Below are 16,178 nucleotides of genomic sequence, written 5' to 3'. Positions count from 1 at the left end.
TGCCTCCACAGTGCGAGGCATGCCCAGCCCGCACCCGACCCCTGGCTCGATCCGACGAGCGATCGCACTCACCGCCTGTCTCGGACTCGCGGTCGTGGGCGTCTCCACGGCCGCACCCAGCTCGGCCGAACCCGCCCCCGGCGGCGATTCGTCGACGTTCCCGGTCGCGCAGGACCTGCGCCACACAGGACGCTGGTTCACCGACGCGCAGGGGCGGGCCGTGGTCATCCACGGGACGAACATGATCAACAAGTTCGCGCCGTACACGCCTGATGCGCTGGGCTTCGGCGAGGACGACCTGGCCTTCCTGGCGGAGAACGGGTTCAACGCCATCCGGCTCGGCTTCACCTGGGCGGGCGTCGAGCCGGCGCCCGGTCAGTACGACGACGTCTACATCGACAAGATCGTCGCCCTGGCCGAGGACGCGGCGGACCACGGCCTGATGCCCGTCGTGAACTTCCACCAGGACGGCTACGGCGAGACGTACGGCGGCAACGGTGCTCCCGCGTGGGCGAGCATCTCCTACGGGATTCCCGGGCTGACCTTCCTGCCGGCGCCGGCCAACGTGCTTCCAGGTGCTGCCATCGCGAACGAGAACTTCTGGGCGAACGTCAAGGCGCCCGACGGCATCGGGCTGCAGGACCACTACGCGGCTGCGTGGAAGCACGTCGCCCAGCGGTTCGGCGACGACCCGCACACCGTCTTCGAGGTCGACAACGAGCCTTCCCCGGGGATCCTCGACGTGGCGACCTGTGCCTTGCCGATCGGGTGCCCGCTGTTCGACCTCCTCAAGCTCGCGCCGTTCCACCGCAAGGTCCTGTCCTCGATCCGGCAGGTCGACAGCGACCGTCTGGTCTTCGTCGAGCCGCAGGCCTTCTTCGGGCTGGGAGCCCGGACCTGGCTGCCCTCGATGAGGGATCCGCAGGTCGGCTTCGCGTTCCACAACTACTGCGCACTGGCCCTCGCGCCGCTGCCTCTCCCGATTCCTTCCGCGCCCTGTGACGTCCTGACCGGGCTCAACCTGGCCAACGCCCAGGCTCAGTTCAAGGCAACCGGCGAACCGCTGTTGATGGACGAGTTCGGCGCCGGGGACACCGACCTGGTCGTGGAGAGCCTGCTGAACCAGGCCGACAAGCAGATGCTCAGCTGGATGCACTGGGCCTACTGGGGCCAGGACTTCGGGCACGACGCCACGTACGGCCTGATCAACGACATCAGCAAGCCGCCGTCCGGGGACAACATCAAGCAGGGCCTGCTCAAGGTCCTGACCAGGCCCTCGCCGCGGATCATCGCCGGCACGCCGCTGAGCTGGATGTGGGACAAGGCGACCTCGACCTTCCAGGCGCAGTACACGTCCGCCCGTGCCGATGGCAACGGCAGCTTCCCGGCGGGTTCGGTCTCCGAGTTCTTCCTGCACCCGCGGTTCTTCCCCGGTGGCTACCGGGTCCAGGTCACGGGCGGCACCGTCATCTCTGCGCCCGATGCCTCCCGGCTGAAGGTCGCTGCGCTGCCGGGCACGACGATCACCGTGACGGTGACGCCGGCCTCCTGACGTCCGAGACCCGCAGCGTCCAGTTCGGCGTCCGCCGTTCCCGCCACGCCGCGGGTCCTTCGGCCGCATCGGGGTGACCCATCAGGATGCGATGGGCTGCGGTCTCCGCGTCGGCGACCTGCTTGGCGGTGAGATCGGACCAGAGCACCTCCTTGCTCAGTGCGAGCGCTGCCGGACTGACGTTGAGGGCGACGTCGCGGGCGATGTCCATCGCGGTCGGGAGCACGTCCGCCGCCGGGAGCGCCTGGTTGGCCAGGCCGCGCGCGGCGGCCTCCTCGCCCCAGATCGTGCGACCGGTGAGCAGCATCTCCGCTGCGACGGCGGTGCCGGCCAGACGGCGCAGCGTGAAGTGGCTCTGGGCGTCTCCGATCATGCCGCGCCGGACCTGCGGGATCGCGATCTTCGCGTCCTCGGCCACCACCCGCAGGTCGCACTGCAGCGCGAGCGTCAGGCCGATGCCGATCGCATGGCCGTTGATGGCAGCGATCACGAGCTTGCGGATCTGGAAGGCCGCCGGTTGCACCGGCGACGCGGAGAACTCCCCGTCCGGCTCGTCGAAGGAACCCGAGCCGGGCGTGAGATCGGCCCCGGCGCAGAAGGTCGCCCCGGCGCCCGTGAGTACGACGGCACGCACCCTGTCGTCCTCGTCGCAGCTGCGCAGGGCCGAGCCCAGCGCACGCGCCGTCGTACGGGAGAAGAGGTTCAGGCCATCGGCGCCGACCATGGTGATCAGGGCGACGCCGTCGCTGTCGACGGCCAGCGTGACCTCGGTCGTCATGGGCGCAGTGCCGTGACCAGTTGGCTGATCAGGGCCAGTGAGGGGTCCGACCCGGGGAAGTAGCAGCAGACCCGATCGGCGTGGCCACCGAAGCGCGCGAGCAGCTGGTCCGCGCACTCCTGCGGCGTACCGATGACGGCCAGTCGACTGAGCAGGTCGTCGTCGATCAGGTGAGTGTTGGTCACGAGCTCCCCTCGCCGGATGGCAGCGGCGAGCTCGGGCTGCAGGTCCGCCCGGCCCTCCACCTCGAGCACGGGGCGGTAGGCAGGTGTCGAGGCGTAGAACGCCAGCAGCCGGCGAACACCCTCGATCGCACCGGCCAGCTCGTCGGGATCCTCGGCCATCGCGAGGATCGCCTGCGGGTGGATGGCGAAGTCGCCGCCGATGTCGCGGCGACGCAGTCCTTCCTCGATCGCCGGCAGGGTCCGCTCGGTGAAGTGTCGCGCGGAGTTGAACGGCATCACCAGGAGGCCGTCGGCCACCTCGGCCGCCGTACGCGTCATGACGGGACCGAGGGCGCCGAGCAGGACGGGCGGGGCGCCGTACTCGTTGGGGCCGGGGTTGAACATGTCCGGCATCAGGCTCAGCCGGGTGTACTCACCGGTGAAGTCGAGGGGTGTGCCGTGCTGCCAGGCGTCAAGGACTGCCTTGACGGCCTGCACCTTGTCGCGCATCTGCGCGACCGGTCGGTCCCAGGTGGCGCCGTACCGACGCTCGACGTGTGCCTTCACCTGGGAGCCCAGGCCGAGCCGGAACCCGCCCCGGGACAGGGTCTGCAGGTCATGTGCCAGGTGCGCGAGGTGCATCGGGCTCCGGGGAAGCGCAATGGCGACGTTGGTCATCAGGTCGATCGGCCCGCAGGAGGACGCGGCCACCGCGAGGGGGAGGAAGGCGTCGTGGGGACCCTCGAAGGTGAAGAGCCCCGCGATCCCTGTCCCGGCAAGCTCCTTGGACCGCGCGGCAACCTCGTCGGGAGCCGCGTCCAGGCGGAGGTCGAGCTTGAGGCCCGTCACGACAGGAACCGCTCGACGTAGGGCGCGAAGCGCTCGCTGAGGTCCTCGACGTCCAGTCCGACGTCGGAGGCGCGGTAGTCGATCGAGCCGTTGCGGCCCTGCACGTGGGTCTCGAGGTAGTGGGTCATGTTGTCGCGAGCGGTGTCGGTGACGACCTCGCCGGCCAGCCGGATCGCCCGCGCCGCGGTGTCCAGCTCGTCGGCCATGAAGTCGGCGAAGCGCACGTCGACGGTGGTGAGCTCCGGGACGTGGTCGCGGTCCTTGAGCAGCGTCGAGAGCATCGTGTCGAGGCGGTTGCTCCAGTCGCGGCCGATCGCGGCGGCGTCGACGGACTCGAGGTTCATCCGGCGGCTGTACGCGATCATCGTGGCCATCGACACCGTCACCCGAGCGGGATCGCGGTGGGTGATGACCACGGTGGCGGCGGGGAACACAGCGGCCAGCGTCGGCAGCTGCTCGAGGTGCTGCGGCGACTTGAGCAGCCAGCGTCGGCCACCGTCGAAGAACTGCAGGGCCTGCAGCTGCAGCCGCAGGTGCTCGTAGTGCGGCACCTGGTCGTGCGCGAGGTAGTGCTCGCGCCAGGCCGGCACGTCGAGGAGGGTCTCGAACAGCATCGAGGAGAAGTCGTTGGCCAGGAGCTGGATCTCCTCGTGCACGTGGTCGGTCGTCATCTCGTGCATGGCACGGAACAGCGGCATCGCCTGGTCCACGAACTCGACCGCCTGGTCGCACCGGCCGCGGCGCGGGTCCGGCTCGGTGCCGGCCTCGGCCTCGAGCGGGAACGGCTCGAGGCTCTCCCAGTAGGGGAGCGTGCGGAACAACCCGCTTGCCGCAAGAAGGTTGTGGAGATGTGTGGTGCCGGTGCGGGGGAGTCCCGCGATGATCACCGGCGGCGCGAGCTCGATGTCGCGGATCTCGGGGTGGCGCCGCAGCAGGTCCTCGAGCTGCAGCCGGTTCTTGAGGTGCTGGGTCAGCTGCGTGTGCAACATGACCTGGCCGGCCCCCGTGAGCGGCAGCTCGGCAACGGCGCCCAGCAGCACGTCGAGCCGTTCCCGGTAGTCGGCCGGGCCGAAGTCAGCGAGGCCGGTCTGCGCCACGGCTGCTGCGTGCAGGCTCTCCGACGTCAACGGCAGGTCGCCGGCGAGGGTGCCGAGGAACGCCTGGATCTCCACCACTTCCGGGGCGAACGAGGGAGAGGTCAGGTCGTCGATGTGCACGGGTTGTTGCTTCATGGTTAATACATTACGATCAATAACGAAATGAAAGCAACGACTTCAGGCACAAAGACTGCGGGACGGCCACGCGATCACCGGATCGACGAGGCCGTGATCGCCGCGACCCGCGAGCTCCTCGAGAGCGAGGGGTACGCCGGGCTCTCGCTCGCGGCCGTGGCCGCTCGCTCGGGCACCAACACGCCTGCGATCTACCGCCGCTGGGAGTCCAAGGTGCACCTGGTCCACGAAGCGGTGTTTCCCGAGTCCCTCGCATCCGGACTGCCGGCCACCGGCGATCTCCGCAGCGATGTCGAAGCCCTGGTGCGCGGCAGCGCCGCGCTGTTCTCCGACCCCGTGGCGCGGGCTGCTCTCCCCGGCCTGCTCAGCGACCTGGTGCCGCACCCGGACCTCCATCGCGAGCTGATGGACCGGTTGTGGGTGTCCCGGGTCGGTGAGATGCAACGACTCCTGGACGCCGCGGCAGACCAGGGCGAGGTACGTCGCGGCGTACGCGCCGAGCACCTGCTGAACGTCATCGGCGGCGGTGCCCTCCTGGCTGTGTTGACCCCGGGCGAAGTCGTGCTCGACGAAGAGTGGATCGCATCGATCTGCACCCTTGCCATGGAAGGAATCACCGCATGACCACGCAGCGCTGGCAGTCCACCGAGGCCTGGCACGAGCTCCTCGCGGGCCTCGGCGAGCTGGAGCAGACGTTCCTTGCCGGTGACCGGGCAGTCGAGGGGGAAGCGGCCGTCGTCGACGGCTACCGGATGCTGACCACCTGCCTCGGCGTCGGGCTCGACACCTACCTCTACGCCGAGCCGAGCCGCCCTGCGTTCATCGACACGGTCAACCCGTTCCGGCGCGACCGCCGCTGGGGTGGCGACAACACCGATGCGTGGTACTCGTACGCCCCGATCGACCCGCGCCGGTCCTACCTCGTGTCGGGCAACCGGGGCGACAGCGTCTACTTCTCGCTCACGGTCTACAACGAGCCCGCGCCCGGTGCGTGGTCCGACCGGGTGGTCGGCGTCGTCAACGATGCTGACCTGCAGATCGACGAGGTCGGCCACTTCGAGCTCCTGCTGGCGCCCGAGCGGCCCGCCGACTGGACAGGCCCGTTCATCGAGCTGGCCGACGACGCGGCGGTGGCGTTCACGCGTGACTACCAGGCCGACCCCCTGACCGGAAGGCGCGTGACCTGGAAGATCGAGGCGCTGGAGGCGCCCGACCCCATCGTTCGCAGCGACGAGGCCACGGCGACCGCCCTGCGATCGACGCTGACCTGGCTGCGCACGATGACCGCCATCGTGCCGACCCGGTTGGGGGAACGGGTCGACGGCGACCGCCTCGAGCTCGGCCACAACTCGGCCCAGGTGGCCAACGAGTTCGCCGATCCCTACCAGGTGCCCGACTTCAACTTCGGCTGGTCCGCCAGCGACGCCTGCTACTCCTTCGGCAGCTACGACCTCGGGCCTGACGAAGCGCTGGTCGTGACGCACCGCCCGCCGGACTGCCGGTTCTGGAACATCAACATCTGGAACCAGTTCATGGCCGGCCAGACCGCGACCGACGGACGCACCTCGGTCAACATGACGACGGCGAAGCCGAACTCCGACGGCACGGTCACCGTGGTCATCGCCCGGGACCTGCTGGACCACCCCAACGCGATCTCGACGCTCGACCAGCCGCGGGGGAGCCTCGCCTTCCGCTGGTTCCTCGTCGACGCCGTGCCCGGGCGCCCCGAGGTGCGACTGGTCAAGCGCGGTGAGGTGCCGACCGACCTCGGTTGAGACCGCGCCGACCTCCCCTCCCCGCGGATTGTGCTTTCGTCACAAGGGAGCGGGCGAACTTCGTTCAGATGTACGTGCGCGGCGATGCGCAGGCTTGGCATCGTCGTGTCATCGAGGAACGCACCTCGCCCCACCGCTCCAGGAGGCCTGTCATGGGATCACTTCTCGCCGTCGTCGCCCCGCTCTTCGCGTTCATGCTGATCCCGGTGTGGATCCCGGTGATCGCGGTCTCGGTCGGGTCGGTGCTCGACCTGGTGCGACCCGCGAGGACCTCGACGGTCACCGCGGCGGTGAACGACGTCAAGGCCCGGTCGGCAGCGACCCGCAGTGCCACCACCCGCACGATGACTCCGGCACACGCCGGGCGCCGGATCGCCGCCGACCGTGCGACCGGGCGCGAGCAGGTCGCCGCCTGATCGACTGGCGGCCATTCAGGGTCATTGCGACCACCCGTTCGGGCCATTCCGCTCGACGCAACCCTCGGTCAAGGTTGGCCGAGGGGAGGACGACGGGCGGGGGTCCCGAATGTCCACGATGTCGAGACGCGCACTGATTGCTGGACTGGCCTGGGTGCCGGTCGGTCGCCTGCTGGCCGGAGCGGAGGCGGCTGCTGCCGCTGCTGGGTGCGATCCGCCTGTCGCGTTCCCGTCGGGAATCGAGCTCTACCGGCAGGTCTTCCAGAACTGGTCCACGGTGATCCGGGTCGAGGACGCGTGGACCTGCCGGCCCACGAACGTCGACGACGTGATCCGGCTGGCCAACTGGGCCAGGGCCTCAGGATGGCGCCTGCGCCCGCGCGGCATGGGCCACTCCTGGTCCCCGCTGGTGACCGGCGAGGACGGCTGCTCCCCGCCGGTTTTGCTGGTCGACACGCGGAGCCTGACCGGAGTGGAGGTGGACGTGGCCACCGGGCGGGCTCGCGTCCGGGCCGGAACGCTGCTCGACGACCTGCTGTCCGCACTCGAGGCTCAAGGACTCGGGCTTGACGGCGGAGTGCCGACGATCGGAACGATCACGGTCGGGGGCGCGCTGGCCATCGGTGGGCACGGCGCATCGGTGCCGGCGGTCGGGGAGGTGCGCACGCCGGGGACGACGTACGGCAGCCTGAGCAACCTGGTCACCGAGCTGCGCGCCGTCGTCTGGGACGAAGCCGCCGACTCCTACGTGTTGCGCACCTTCACCCGCAGCGACGCCGAGATCGGTGCCTTGCTGGTCAACCTCGGTCGGGCCTTCGTGTACGACGTCGTGATCCGGGCCGGAGCGAACCTGAAGATGCGCTGCCAGAGCTACGTCAACATCCCCGCCACGACGCTGTACGGCGCCTCGGCGGGCCCGAACTCGTTTGCCGACCTGCTCAACCGCACGGGGCGCGTCGACATCGTGTGGTTCACCTGCACCGACAAGCCGTGGGTCAAGACGTGGAAGATCACGCCGGTCAAGCCGCTGACCTCACGACCGGTCACCAAGCCCTACAACTACCTGTTCGTCGACAACATCCCGCCGGCGGTGGCCGAGCTGGCCAGCGATCTGGTCGCGGGCAATCCGGTCGCGACACCGCTCTTCGGTCAGGCCATGTACGCCGTGGTGGCGGCCGGGTTGCTGGCGACGGTGTCGGCGGACCTGTGGGGATCGGCGAAGAACGTCCTTGTGTGGGACGGCGCGCACAGCCTGCCTGCCCACGACTTCGGGCTGGCCGTGCTGTGTCGACGCTCGGACGTGCAGTCGGTGGTGCACCGCTACGTCTCGAAGCACACCGAGATCGTGGACGAGTACGCCGCCCGCAACGAGTACCCGGTCAGCCTGACGCTGCACATCCGGGCGTGCGGGGTGGACGTGCCCACGGACGTCGGCAGTGGTGCGCGGGTGCCGACCCTGTCCGCCGTGAGTCCGCGCCCCGATCGTCCGGAGTGGGACACCGCCGTCTGGTTCGAGACGCTCAGCCTGCCCGGCACCACGACCTTCCCGGCATTCTGTGCGCGCATGGAGGCCTGGGCGGCGAACGAGTTCCCCGGGCTCCGCGTCGAGTGGTGCAAGGAGTGGGCCTTCACCGAGGCGGGCGGGTTCACCGACACGGATGCCATCGCCCACCGGATCCCGCAGTCACTGCGTGCGGGCAGGTCCGGCCAGGACACCTGGGACGCGGCCGCCGCGACCCTGCACGACCTGGATCCCTACGGCGTCTTCTCGAGCACGTTCCTCGAGCGGGTCCTGCCTGCGCCGTGACAGCCATCCAGGAACTCCTGTGATCCGGGGATGGCCTTCGTTGCTCGCGAGGTGGTGCAGGACGGGTGAGTGCCGGTGATGACGGGACCATCGGCCCTACCGTCCACTGATCGACGCACGCACGATCGGAGCCCCGAGAGAAGGAGCTCCACCGTGCCCGAGGACATCCGGATGTCTGCGAAGCGTGCAACAGTGGCAGAGCGCCCCCCGTTGCGGGGACGCGCGAAGGAGCACCCCATGGCTCGCGCGGCCAGCACAGCAGGTCCGGTCATCGGGTCGGGTGCGGCGCAAGCCGGTTCGCCAGTCCTGATGTTGGCACTCGCAACGGTCGGGTTCGCCGTGAACTTCTGGGCGTGGGCGCTCATCAGTCCCCTCGGTCCGATGTTCCGTGATTCCGGTGCCCTCGGTGCGCTGAGTGAGTCGGACGTCGCCCTGCTGGTGGCAGTGCCCGTTCTCGTTGGTTCACTGGGTCGGATCATCGTCGGGGCGCTGACTGACCGTTACGGCGGTCGGATCATGTTCCCGGTCATCTCGGTCGTGACGATTCTCCCCGTTCTCTTCATCGCCTTCGTCGCGCTCGATTCCTACGCCCTGTTGCTGGTCGGCGGCTTCTTCCTCGGCGTGGGCGGCACCGTGTTCGCCGTCGGCGTCCCGTTCGTGAATGCGTGGTTCCCGCCGCAGCGCCGGGGTCTGGCCATCGGCGTCTTCGGTGCGGGCATGGGTGGCACGGCGATCAGCGCGCTGACGACGGTCAAGCTCTTCACCCAGCAGGGTGAGAAGGCGCCGTTCCTCATCACCGCGGTGGTGCTCGCGGCGTACGCCGTCGCGGCCTGGTTCTTCCTCCGCGACGCTCCGGGTCGCGTGGTGCCGACCACGAGCCTGGTGAGCCGCCTCAATGCGAATGCCCGGCTCCCGATCACCTGGCAGGCCTGCCTCCTCTACGCCGTCGCCTTTGGTGGTTACGTCGCGTTCTCGGTCTACCTGCCTGCGTATCTCAAGACTGCGCACGGCCTGACCGCGGCCGACGCGGCCAACCGGATGGCCGGCTTCGTTCTGGTCGCCGTGATCATGCGGCCGATCGGCGGATGGCTGTCCGACCGATTCGGCGCCGTCGCAGTCCTGGCCACGTCGTACTCCGTGGTGGTGGTCGGTGCCGCGATCTCGGCAGGCGCCCCTCCGCTCGACGGCGTGGGGACGGTCGCCTTCCTTGCCATGGCTGCGGCACTCGGTGCCGGTAGCGGTGCGACCTTCGCCCTGATCGCGGCGGTCACGGACCCGAGTCGGGTCGGTGGCGTGACCGGACTGGTCGGCGCGGCGGGAGGTCTTGGCGGGTTCCTGCCGCCGCTGATCATGGGCTACGTCTACGGCCGCACCGATTCGTACGCGATCGGTCTGTGGATGCTGTCGGTCACGGCCGTCCTCACCCTCGTGCTCACGCTGACCATCGTCCGACGTACCGCCCAGGGACAGGAAACGCATTGAGCAAGGACATCGGCATGGACGGCCCACTGGCGGACGCACTCGTGCGGAGCCGCCGGTTCTTCACCAAGGGAACGATCTCGGCAGACCTCAGGACCCTTTCGAAGAGCGGCGGCCGCGAAGCCGATGACTTCTACCGGGACCGGTGGAGCCACGACAAGGTCGTCCGCTCCACCCACGGCGTGAACTGCACGGGATCGTGCTCGTGGAAGGTCTACGTCAAGGACGGGATCATCACCTGGGAGACCCAGCAGACCGACTACCCCTCGGTCGGTCCGGACTCCCCGGAGTACGAGCCCCGCGGATGTCCGCGCGGCGCGGCGTTCTCCTGGTACACCTACTCGCCGACCCGGGTCCGCTACCCCTACGTCCGTGGCGTCCTGCTGCAGATGTTCCGCGAGGCCAAGGCCCAGCACGACGGTGACCCGGTGCGTGCGTGGGCACACATCGTCGAGAACCCGCAGCGCGCAAAGGCCTACAAGTCCGCACGCGGCAAGGGCGGACTCGTGCGCGCCACGTGGGAGGAGGCCAGCGAGATCGTCGCTGCCGCCCACGTCCACACGATCAAGAAGTACGGCCCGGACCGGGTCGCCGGCTTCTCGCCCATCCCGGCCATGTCGATGGTTTCGCACGCATCCGGTGCCCGGTTCGTGAACCTGATCGGTGGCTCGATGCTGTCGTTCTACGACTGGTACGCCGACCTTCCGGTCGCCTCACCGCAGGTGTTCGGCGACCAGACCGACGTCCCCGAGTCGGGGGACTGGTGGAACGCGGGCTACCTGATCATGTGGGGCTCGAACCTCCCCGTGACGCGCACCCCCGACGCGCACTGGATGACCGAGGCCCGCTACCGCGGCCAGAAGGTCGTCGCGGTCGCCCCCGACTACGCCGACAACGTGAAGTTCGCCGACGAGTGGCTCCCCGCCAGACCGGGCACCGACGCCGCGCTGGCGATGGCGATGGGTCACGTCGTGCTCAAGGAGTTCTTCGTCGACAGGGACACGCCCTACTTCACGAACTACGTCAAGACCTACACCGACCTGCCCCACCTGGTGAAGCTCGATGACGCGGGCGACGGCGCCTTCACTGCCGGCAAGTTCCTGACAGCGGCCGACCTCGCCTCGACCCACGAGTCGGAGGAGAACGCCGCGTTCAAGACGGTCCTGATCGACGCCCGCACAGGGGAGCCGGTCGTGCCCAACGGCTCGCTCGGTCACCGGTACGGCGACGCCGGGGTCGGCAAGTGGAACCTCGAGCTCGGCGACGTCGATCCGCAGCTGTCCTTGCTCGAGAGCGCGGAAGACACCGTGCTCGTCCGGTTCCCCCGCTTCGACACCCCCGACGGCGCAGCCGCCGACCTGCCGCGCGGGGTTCCCGTCCGCCGTGTCGACGGCCACCTCGTCACCACGGTCTTCGACCTGTTGGTCGCGCAGTACGGCGTCGGCCGGGACGGGCTGCCGGGGGAGTGGGCCACCGGCTACGACGACGCAGCATCGCCGTACACGCCTGCGTGGCAGGAAGTGATCACCGGCGTCCCGGCCGCGACGGCGGCCCGGATCGGCCGTGAGTTCGCTGCCAACGCCGAGGAGTCCAAGGGTCGCTCGATGATCGTGATGGGAGCCGGCACCAACCACTGGTTCCACTCCGACACGATCTACCGCGCGTTCCTCACGCTGACCAATCTCACCGGCTGCCAGGGCGTCAACGGAGGTGGCTGGGCGCACTACGTCGGACAGGAGAAGGTCCGGCCGATCACGGGCTACACCCAGATCGCCAACGCACTGGACTGGAACCGGCCGCCGCGCAACATGATCCAGACCGCGTACTGGTATCTCCACACCGACCAGTTCCGCTACGACCAGTTCGGCGCCGACACGCTGTCCGCCACCACCGGCAAAGGCCAGCTGGCCGGCAAGTCCACCGCCGACGTGATCGCCCAGAGCGCGCGGATGGGCTGGATGCCGTCGTACCCGACGTTCGACCGCAACCCGCTGGACCTCAGCGATGACGCAGCTGCCGCGGGAAAGCCGGTCGGCGAGTATGTCGTCGAGCAGCTCAAGTCGGGAGAGCTCGACTTCGCGGGCGAGGATCCGGACGCGCCGCAGAACTACCCGCGCATCCTGTCGATCTGGCGCGCCAACCTCCTCGGTTCCTCTGGGAAGGGCAACGAGTACTTCCTCAAGCACCTGCTCGGCACCGACTCATCCGTCCGGGCGACCGAGACGCCCGTGGACCAACGTCCGGTCGACGTGACGTGGCGGGACCAGGCGCCCGAGGGCAAGCTCGACCTGCTGATGACGATCGACTTCCGCCAGACGAGCACCACGATCTTCTCCGACGTCGTGTTGCCTGCGGCGACCTGGTACGAGAAGCACGATCTCAACACCACCGACATGCACCCGTTCGTGCACTCCTTCAACCCGGCGATCGCTCCGCCGTGGCAGACCCGGACCGACTGGGACGCCTGGCAGACGATCGCGGAGAAGTTCAGCGAGCTCGCCGCCACCCACCTCGGAGTGCGCAAGGACGTCGTCGCAGTGCCGCTCACGCACGACACCCCGGATGCGATGGCCAACCCGCACGGCGTCGTACGGGACTGGAAGAAGGGCGAGTGTGAACCGGTCCCCGGCGTCACGATGCCCAGACTGGTCGAAGTCGAGCGTGACTACGGCGCCGTCGCCGAGAAGATGAACGCCCTGGGTCCGTTGGTCGACACGCTCGGCGCGACGACCAAGGGCGTCACCTTCGATCTTCGTCCGCAGGTCGACTACCTGCGGGCGAAGAACGGCGCGGTCCGAGGTGGTGTGGCGGACGGCCGGCCCTCGCTGAAGCGGGACGTCGATGTCTGTGAGGCGATCCTCGCGATGTCCGGGACGACCAACGGGCACCTTGCCACGCAGGGTTTCCGGACACTGGAAAAGCGGACGGGGGTGCCCCTGGCCGACCTGGCTGCTGAACACGAGGGCAAACAGATCACCTTCGCCGACACCCAGGGGCCACCGGTGCCGGTGATCACCTCACCGGAGTGGTCGGGATCCGAGACCGGAGGACGACGCTACTCGCCGTTCACCATCAACGTGGAGCGCAAGAAGCCCTGGCACACGTTGACCGGGCGGATGCACTTCTACCTCGACCACGACTGGATGACCGAGCTGGGCGAGGGGCTGCCGGTCTACCGGCCACCACTCAACATGGCCGCCCTGTTCGCAGAACCCGCTCTGGGCCATGTGTCCGATGGCTCCAGCATCGACGGGGTCGACCAGGTCGAGGGGCTGACGGTGCGCTACCTGACGCCGCACAACAAGTGGTCGATCCACTCGGAGTACCAGGACAACCTGTTCATGCTCTCGCTGTCACGAGGCGGCCAGAACATCTGGATGAGCGATCGGGACGCCGTCAAGGTCGGCATCAAGGACAACGACTGGATCGAAGCGGTCAATCGCAACGGTGTCGTGGTTGCCCGGGCGATCGTCTCGCACCGGATGCCTGAAGGAACGGTGTACATGTACCACGCCCAGGACCGGCTCATCGACGTGCCGATCGCGGAGACGTCGGGCAAGCGCGGCGGCATCCACAACTCGCTGACGCGCCTGCTGGTCAAGCCCTCCCACCTCATCGGCGGGTACGCCCAGCTGACCTTCGCGTTCAACTACCTGGGCCCCACCGGCAACCAGCGTGACGAGGTCACCATCATCCGCAAGCGCAGCCAGGAGGTGACCTACTGATGAAGGTCATGGCGCAGATGGCGATGGTGATGAACCTCGACAAGTGCATCGGGTGCCACACCTGTTCGGTCACCTGCAAACAGGCGTGGACCAACCGCTCGGGCACGGAGTACATCTGGTTCAACAACGTCGAGACCAGGCCCGGCCTGGGTTATCCGCGGACCTATGAGGACCAGGAGAAGTGGAAGGGCGGCTGGGAGCTCAACAAGCGCGGCCGCATGAAGCTCAAGGGCGGTGGCCGCTTCAAGAACCTGATGACGATCTTCTCCAACCCGAAGCTTCCCTCCATCGGCGAGTACTACGAGCCGTGGACCTATGACTACGCAACGCTCACGGACGCGCCTGCCCAGGAGCACACGCCGGTCGCGCGGCCCAAGTCACTGATCAGCGGCAAGAACATGAAGATCGAGTGGTCGGCCAACTGGGACGACGACCTCGGCGGCTCCACGGAGAACGCACACCGTGACCCGATGCTCGCGAAGATCGCAGACAAGGTGAAGTTCGAGTTCGAGCAGACCTTCATGTTCTACCTGCCGCGGATCTGCGAGCACTGCCTCAATCCGTCGTGTGCGGCGTCCTGCCCGAGTGGCGCGATCTACAAGCGCGAGGAGGACGGCATCGTCCTGGTCGACCAGGACAAGTGCCGTGGTTGGCGCAAGTGCGTCTCGGGTTGTCCGTACAAGAAAATCTACTTCAACCACCGCACCGGCAAGGCCGAGAAGTGCACGTTCTGCTTCCCGCGCATCGAGGTGGGCTTGCCCACCGTCTGCGCCGAGACGTGTGTGGGGCGCCTGCGCTACATCGGCTTGATGCTGTACGACGCCGACAAGGTGCTCGAGGCCGCGTCGATGGAGGACGAGCACGGCCTCTACGAGGCGCAGCGCGACGTCTTCCTCGATCCGTTCGACCCCGAGGTGATGCGCGAGGCAGAGAAGGCGGGCATCGCCCGCGACTGGATCGACGCCGCGCAGCGCTCCCCGATCCATGCGCTGATCACCACCTTCAAGGTCGCGCTGCCGCTGCATCCGGAGTACCGCACCATGCCGATGGTCTGGTACATCCCGCCGCTGTCTCCTGTTGTCGACGTCGTGGCGGAGACCGGAGAGGACGCCGAGGACAAGGGCAACCTCTTTGCGGCCATCGACGCCTTGCGGATCCCCGTGGAATACCTCGCTGAGCTGTTCACGGCCGGTGACGTGGCGCCGGTGGACGCAGTGCTGAAGAAGCTCGCTGCCATGCGCTGCTACATGCGCGACATCAACATGGGCCGCGACCCTGACGCCTCGATCCCGGCCGCGGTCGGGATGACCGAGGAGGAGATGTACGACATGTACCGCCTCCTCGCGATCGCGAAGTACGACGACCGCTACGTGATTCCGCCGGCACACGCCGAGCAGGCGCACGCGCTGGAGGAACTGTCCACGGAGTGCTCGGTGTCGGCGTACGGCGGTGGCCAGCAGGACCTGTTCGGCGAGGGCTCAGGTGTGCCCACGCCGATCGCGGTCGAGAACTTCCGGATGCTGCAGGACCGGCAGTCCTCGGACTCGCTCGCTGGGCCCGAGGACAAGGGAACCAGGGTGAACCTGCTCAACTGGGACGGCAAGGGCTCCCCGAGCGGCTTGTTCCCTTCGAAGGGGTCAGACTCGTGAGCGGCCGGCGCGCGAAGCCGACGTTGGCGGGCGAGCACCTGACCGTCGTGTGGCAGTCGGTGTCGTTGCTCCTCGACTATCCCGACGAACAGGTCCTGGCGCGTGCCGAATTGGTCCGGTCGGCGTCGCTGGGGCTCCCGGTCGCGATCGGAGACTCCATCCGCGAGTTCCTGCAGCACCTCGAAACGACTCCGCTGCCGGAGCTCCAGGCTGACTACGTCGAGACGTTCGACAATCGGCGGCGGTGCAACCTCTTCCTGACCTACTTCGCCCATGGCGACACGCGGAAGCGGGGAATGGCGCTGCTGCGCTTCAAGCAAACCTACCTTCGCGCCGGGTTCGAGCTGGACGACGCGGAGCTGCCCGACCACCTGTGCGTCGTGCTCGAGTTCGCGGCCACGATCGACCGCGAACTCGGGCGGGACCTGATGCTCGACCACCGGGCAGGACTCGAGCTGCTGAGGCTGTCCCTTCGTGACATGCACTCGCCGTGGGCGAGCCTGATCGAGGCGGTGACGGCCACGCTGCCGCCGCTGCGTGGCGAGGAGCGCGACGCCGTACGTCGTCTGGCGGCGGAGGGGCCTCCCGAGGAAGAGGTGGGTCTCGCGCCCTTCGCCAACCCGCAGTTCAGCCCGGGAGCCGCCGCCGGGGCTCGGCCCGAACAGACCCTGCTGCCCATGCCTTCGTTCCCGGGAGCCCGCGCATGATTCACCCCGATCAGTTCTTCGTCTCCCCCGCTTCGCTCCTCCACG

General features: G+C 68.4%; 12 protein-coding genes. 9 read left to right on the top strand and 3 right to left on the bottom strand.

Going from position 1 to position 16,178, the window contains the following annotated elements; all coding sequences use genetic code 11:
* Positions 1 to 19 precede the first annotated feature (19 nt).
* Entirely contained in the window at positions 20 to 1,552 is a 1,533-nt protein-coding gene (locus ASD84_RS03380) for a cellulase family glycosylhydrolase (RefSeq protein WP_056706651.1), read from the top strand.
* Here the strand turns inward: ASD84_RS03380 and ASD84_RS03375 are convergent.
* From ASD84_RS03375 to ASD84_RS03365, 3 genes are read right to left on the bottom strand one after another with little or no spacing between them, the layout of a single operon-like run.
* Entirely contained in the window at positions 1,524 to 2,330 is an 807-nt protein-coding gene (locus ASD84_RS03375; RefSeq protein WP_056706649.1) for an enoyl-CoA hydratase/isomerase family protein, read from the bottom strand. The genes ASD84_RS03380 and ASD84_RS03375 overlap by 29 nt on opposite strands.
* The gene (locus tag ASD84_RS03370) at positions 2,327 to 3,343 is read right to left on the bottom strand and encodes a TIGR03617 family F420-dependent LLM class oxidoreductase (RefSeq protein ID WP_056706647.1); all 1,017 of its coding nucleotides are present in this window, start codon (positions 3,341 to 3,343) and stop codon (positions 2,327 to 2,329) included. Before ASD84_RS03370 ends, ASD84_RS03375 begins: the two co-directional genes overlap by 4 nt.
* On the bottom strand, positions 3,340 to 4,575 hold the full coding sequence (locus tag ASD84_RS03365; RefSeq protein WP_056706645.1) for a sulfotransferase family protein: 1,236 nt from the start codon (positions 4,573 to 4,575) through the stop codon (positions 3,340 to 3,342). Before ASD84_RS03365 ends, ASD84_RS03370 begins: the two co-directional genes overlap by 4 nt.
* Before the next feature lie 93 nt (positions 4,576 to 4,668).
* On the opposite strand from ASD84_RS03365, the gene ASD84_RS03360 reads away from it, so the two are divergent.
* The 8 genes from ASD84_RS03360 (at position 4,669) to narJ (ending at position 16,133) form a co-directional block, all read left to right on the top strand.
* Positions 4,669 to 5,199, top strand: coding sequence for a TetR/AcrR family transcriptional regulator (locus tag ASD84_RS03360; RefSeq protein ID WP_200954394.1), 531 nt, complete (start codon positions 4,669 to 4,671; stop codon positions 5,197 to 5,199).
* Complete coding sequence (locus ASD84_RS03355; protein ID WP_056706641.1) at positions 5,196 to 6,350, top strand: DUF1214 domain-containing protein; 1,155 nt, start codon at positions 5,196 to 5,198, stop codon at positions 6,348 to 6,350. The genes ASD84_RS03360 and ASD84_RS03355 overlap by 4 nt, the downstream gene beginning before the upstream one ends.
* Before the next feature lie 152 nt (positions 6,351 to 6,502).
* Positions 6,503 to 6,766, top strand: coding sequence for a hypothetical protein (locus tag ASD84_RS03350; RefSeq protein WP_056706639.1), 264 nt, complete (start codon positions 6,503 to 6,505; stop codon positions 6,764 to 6,766).
* Between the two features lie 118 nt (positions 6,767 to 6,884).
* The gene (locus ASD84_RS03345; RefSeq protein WP_162251483.1) at positions 6,885 to 8,573 is read left to right on the top strand and encodes a cholesterol oxidase substrate-binding domain-containing protein; all 1,689 of its coding nucleotides are present in this window, start codon (positions 6,885 to 6,887) and stop codon (positions 8,571 to 8,573) included.
* A gap of 237 nt (positions 8,574 to 8,810) precedes the next feature.
* The gene (locus tag ASD84_RS03340) at positions 8,811 to 10,055 is read left to right on the top strand and encodes an MFS transporter (RefSeq protein WP_056706635.1); all 1,245 of its coding nucleotides are present in this window, start codon (positions 8,811 to 8,813) and stop codon (positions 10,053 to 10,055) included.
* Between the two features lie 14 nt (positions 10,056 to 10,069).
* Entirely contained in the window at positions 10,070 to 13,777 is a 3,708-nt protein-coding gene (locus tag ASD84_RS03335) for a nitrate reductase subunit alpha (RefSeq protein ID WP_056710600.1), read from the top strand.
* Positions 13,777 to 15,426, top strand: a complete 1,650-nt coding sequence (narH, locus tag ASD84_RS03330) for a nitrate reductase subunit beta (protein WP_056706633.1) — start codon at positions 13,777 to 13,779, stop codon at positions 15,424 to 15,426. Before ASD84_RS03335 ends, narH begins: the two co-directional genes overlap by 1 nt.
* Entirely contained in the window at positions 15,423 to 16,133 is a 711-nt protein-coding gene (gene narJ / locus ASD84_RS03325) for a nitrate reductase molybdenum cofactor assembly chaperone (protein ID WP_056706631.1), read from the top strand. Before narH ends, narJ begins: the two co-directional genes overlap by 4 nt.
* The last annotated feature ends 45 nt before the right edge of the window (positions 16,134 to 16,178 follow it).

The sequence above is a fragment of the Nocardioides sp. Root682 genome, assembly GCF_001427795.1.
GTDB lineage: Bacteria > Actinomycetota > Actinomycetes > Propionibacteriales > Nocardioidaceae > Nocardioides.
Note: the sequence above shows the minus strand (reverse complement) of the source record. Positions and strands in the feature narration are given on the sequence as shown.

Coding starts and splice junctions, on each gene's coding strand:
- ASD84_RS03380 (WP_056706651.1), top strand. CDS start 20: ATGCCCAGCCCGCACCCGACCCCTGGCTCGATCCGACGAGCGATCGCA.
- ASD84_RS03375 (WP_056706649.1), bottom strand. CDS start 2,330: ATGACGACCGAGGTCACGCTGGCCGTCGACAGCGACGGCGTCGCCCTG.
- ASD84_RS03365 (WP_056706645.1), bottom strand. CDS start 4,575: ATGAAGCAACAACCCGTGCACATCGACGACCTGACCTCTCCCTCGTTC.
- ASD84_RS03355 (WP_056706641.1), top strand. CDS start 5,196: ATGACCACGCAGCGCTGGCAGTCCACCGAGGCCTGGCACGAGCTCCTC.
- ASD84_RS03350 (WP_056706639.1), top strand. CDS start 6,503: ATGGGATCACTTCTCGCCGTCGTCGCCCCGCTCTTCGCGTTCATGCTG.
- ASD84_RS03345 (WP_162251483.1), top strand. CDS start 6,885: ATGTCGAGACGCGCACTGATTGCTGGACTGGCCTGGGTGCCGGTCGGT.
- ASD84_RS03340 (WP_056706635.1), top strand. CDS start 8,811: ATGGCTCGCGCGGCCAGCACAGCAGGTCCGGTCATCGGGTCGGGTGCG.
- ASD84_RS03335 (WP_056710600.1), top strand. CDS start 10,070: ATGGACGGCCCACTGGCGGACGCACTCGTGCGGAGCCGCCGGTTCTTC.
- narH (WP_056706633.1), top strand. CDS start 13,777: ATGAAGGTCATGGCGCAGATGGCGATGGTGATGAACCTCGACAAGTGC.